This is a genomic window from Comamonas sp. 4034 (genome assembly GCF_050434545.1).
GTDB lineage: Bacteria > Pseudomonadota > Gammaproteobacteria > Burkholderiales > Burkholderiaceae_C > Comamonas > Comamonas odontotermitis.
Genome location: NZ_JBNDIT010000050.1, coordinates 1 through 3,756, shown reverse-complemented (window position 1 = coordinate 3,756; position 3,756 = coordinate 1). Strand labels below are relative to the sequence as shown.

The 3,756-nt window shown below is 54.7% G+C and carries 3 protein-coding genes; 2 read left to right on the top strand and 1 reads right to left on the bottom strand.

Annotated elements, in window-relative coordinates:
* A partial coding sequence (locus ABIE32_RS21635) for an IS110 family transposase (protein ID WP_429019376.1) occupies positions 1-873 on the top strand: 873 nt, incomplete at its 5' end.
* Between the two features lie 412 nt (positions 874-1,285).
* Here ABIE32_RS21635 and ABIE32_RS21630 read toward each other — a convergent pair.
* Positions 1,286-2,062: an SDR family oxidoreductase gene (locus ABIE32_RS21630; protein WP_429019373.1), complete on the bottom strand. Its 777-nt coding sequence runs from the start codon at positions 2,060-2,062 to the stop codon at positions 1,286-1,288.
* A 172-nt stretch (positions 2,063-2,234) separates the two neighbouring features.
* On the opposite strand from ABIE32_RS21630, the gene ABIE32_RS21625 reads away from it, so the two are divergent.
* Positions 2,235-3,592, top strand: a protein-coding gene (locus ABIE32_RS21625; protein ID WP_429019370.1) for an IS3 family transposase whose coding sequence is annotated in 2 segments (ribosomal slippage) — positions 2,235-2,700 and positions 2,700-3,592 — 1,359 coding nt in all. Because the reading frame shifts where the segments join, the coding sequence is not laid out codon by codon here.
* Positions 3,593-3,756: the final 164 nt, after the last annotated feature.

Below are 3,756 nucleotides of genomic sequence, written 5' to 3'. Positions count from 1 at the left end.
ATACGCATGGGGTTTGATGCCCGGATGATCGCTGCCGCGTTGGTGTCTCCCTACCGGATGCAAGGCAAGAGCGGTAAAAACGATGCTAATGATGCTGCAGCTATTTGCGAAGCCGCGAGCCGTCCTCAAATGCGCTTTGTACAAGTCAAGACCTTGGATCAGCAAGGCATGCTGTGCGTGCATCGGCTGCGCGAAGGCTTTAAAGAAGAGCGCACAGCCTGCATCAACCGCATTCGTGGCTTGCTGGTTGAGTTTGGTATCGTGCTGGCGCAAAGCCCCAGAGTCTTACGCGCCCATTTGCATGACATTCTGGAAGACGCGAGTAATGAAGTTGCAGGCACGGCTCGCATCGCACTGCAGCGTGCGTTCATGCATTGGCAAGAGCTCGATGAACATATCCATTGGTGTGAGCAACGTATTGCCGTGCACAACAAACAAGATGAGCAGGTGCAGCGCGCTGCTTCCATCAAAGGCTTGGGACCACTCACGGCATCAGCCATTGTCGCAACCGTTGGTGACTTCAAGCAGTTCAAAAATGGTGCACAGTTTGCGGCCTGGCTGGGGTTGACTCCCCGCCAACATTCCAGTGGCGGGAAATCCAACCTGGGAGGCGTTACCAAGCGCGGCGACAGTTATCTACGCTCTTTGCTGGTGCAAGGCGCAAAGGCTGCAGTGCTCACGGGCAAACACAATCAGGACCCTATCTCACAATGGGCTATTGCCCTGAGACAGCGCAGCGGCTGGCAAAAGGCCGTCGTCGCATTGGCCAACAAGAATGCCCGTATCCTGTGGGCGCTCATGGTCCATGAGCGCCCTTACGAGGCTGCACATATCAGCACGCGCCCAACGCAACCCCTATTTGCTGGCGCATAAGCCAAACGATGGATTCAACATGCTAGACGTGAAATCAAAGATGCAATGAACAGGTCAGACCAGCAGCAAGCAAGCTCGATTGTTGCATTGTGAGTCGCAAGACATCACGGGATTTGAATGGAGCCTTGCTGCGCGGTTTGTTTCTTGGGGGGCACATCTGTGCTGAACCCCGTCTGTAGATGTGCAGTCTGTTCCTCGTTTTATGCGCTTTGATCGTCTTGACTAACGGGACATGCTTGTTTGTCAAAAGAATTCCGGCCAGTGCTTGCATTCATGTGAAGTCCCTGTAGTGCAACAAAGCCGATTTGCATATAAGCTAAATCTAGGTGAGAAAAAGACAGCGCCCTGTTTTTTACCGAGACGAGGCGCCATCGAAATAAAGACAATTCAGCTGAAAACCCTTCAACTCCACCTACTTGGTTGTGTACCCGCCGTTGATGAGAATGGTCTGACCTGTGATCCACCAACCATCACTGACGAGGTGACGGATGAACGGCACGACATCTTCGATATCTGTAAGGCCCGTTTTACTAAAGGACGAAAGCGCCGCAGCCATCTTATGATACGCTACAGCTTCAGCGCCCTCTGCCGGATAGAAAAATGAAGTATCCATTGGGCCGGGCCCAACCGCAGTGACGGAGATGCCTCGCGCACCAAATTCCTTTGCCGCAGCACGCGTGTAATGCTCGACAGGCGCCTTGGTGCCAGCATAGGAAGAGTAGAAAGGGGTAAAGGCGCCAAGCAACGAAGTAACCAGTGTGCACACCTTGCCATTGTCGTTAACATGCTTACCTGCCTCCTTAAGGAAGAAAAAGGCGGTCTTGGCATTCACAGCGCTCATCTCGTCATATTCCGCTTCGGTGATTTCGATAATGGATTTTTTGAGCACCTTACCCACCGTGTTGATGGCGATATCGGGGCGCCCTACAATAGCCACAGTGTCTTCGAAGAGCTTCGCAACAGCACCCGCTGTGACCAGATCCGCTTGGATCGTATGTGCTTTCGCTCCAGCTTTTTCTACGGCCCCAGCGGTTACTTCTGCTTCGGCCTTACTGGCATCGCTGTTGTAGTGAATGACAACTGCCTTGGCGCCGTTCTGAGCTAAATCACGGGCGATCAATCCGCCTAGATTCTTTGCCCCGCCAGCAATCAGAGCTACTTTGCCTTTGATAGTGTGAACTGCAGTCATGAGTGCATCTCCTTGGATGAAACTTAAGATTCCAACAAATAGAAATTAGATGCTAATTAGTTAATTAAATTCAGGATTTTGATAAACGCTCTAATTTTTTGCTAAATTCCCAAAATGAATAGCCCCGGGTTTGAACTGACCCCCAGAAGTTGGACGAACTTCAAGGGGTTTCATGAAGAAGTACGAGACGGAGTTCAAACTGGAAGTGGTCCAGAGCTTCTTGGCAGGCGAAGGCGGCGCGAAGCTTTTGGCTCGTCGGTGGTCGGTGCCTGAGGAGAAGGTCCGCACCTGGGTGAGCCACTACCGACTGCACGGCATCGACGGCTTGCGCCCCAAGCGCAGCGCGTACAGTGCGCAGTTCAAGCTGCAGGTGCTGGTTCATCAGGATCGAGAGCAGCTCTCCAGCCGCCAGGTCGCAGCGCTCTATGACATCCGCAATCCCAATCAGGTCGTTGTCTGGCGACGCAATCTCGATCAAGGCCGCCTGCAGGCGCGCGAGAGCGGGAAAGAAGAACAGCCCAAGATGAAGCCAAAACGACGTTCTGCAGAACCGTTGAGCACGGTCGTTGCCGATGCGGAGAAAATCCTGCGAGAAGAGAACGACCGACTGCGCGCGGAGGTCGCGTACCTAAAAAAATTGCATGCCTTGATCCGGTCGAAGATGTCAGCTGCGCCGACAAAGCGCGCCTGATTACCGGGTTGAGGCATGACTATAAGCTGGCGGACCTGTTGGAGGTAGCAGGCTTGGCGCGCAGCACGTTCTACTACCAGTGCCAGGCGGCCCAGCGCGTCGACCAACAACGAGCCATGGAGGCCAGAATTCGTACTGTGTATGACGAGCACAAGGGCCGCTACGGATACCGGCGGATCACGGCAGCGCTGTGTAATTCAATGGCGGAGCCGGTCAACCACAAGTGCGTGCAGCGTCTGATGCAAAAGATGGGGCTGCGTGCGTTGATCCGGGCGAAGAAGCGCTCCCGGCATATCCCGGGCATGAGTGATGCGTACGTACCCAACGTTCTGCGGCGTGACTTCTGCGCGACTGCGCCGAACCAGAAGTGGGCGACCGATGTCACCGAGTTCAATGTACGCGGCCAAAAGCTTTACCTGTCAGCCTGCATGGACCTGTACTGCGGCGAGATCGTCTCGTACCACATGGCACGGCGGCCAGTCTTCGAGCTGGTTTCCGGCACGCTCGAGACAGCGCTCTCGCGCGCCAAGTCCGCCGCTGACCTGATCGTGCACTCCGACCAAGGTTGGCACTACAAGATGCAGCCCTACAGAGCGATGCTGGCGAGTCATGGTGTCAAGCAAAGCATGAGCCGCAAAGGCAACTGCTTCGACAACGCAGCGATTGAAAGCTTCTTCGGCACACTGAAAGCTGAGTACTTCCATCTCGACAAACCCGACAGCATTGATGCGCTCGAAGCGGGCGTGCATGATTACGTCCACTACTACAACCACGAGCGCATCAAGCTCGGGCTGCAAGGGCTCAGCCCGGTGGAGTACCGGCTGAGAAGCACCGCCTGATCGGCGGAATCGTGACCGTCCAACTTCTGGGGGTCAGTTCAATTTTGAGTAGGCTCAACACTCTGAGAGGGCCTTGTTGCATAAATCGGTTTGAGACTGAGTCTCCCCAAACCCCAGACGTAGTTATGCCACGGCCACCGTTTGGGGCGTGCCCAGCTCGGTGA

Bases quoted from the DNA above. Each gene is read 5' to 3' on its own strand.
- ABIE32_RS21630 (WP_429019373.1), bottom strand. From the start codon at position 2,062: ATGACTGCAGTTCACACTATCAAAGGCAAAGTAGCTCTGATTGCTGGC.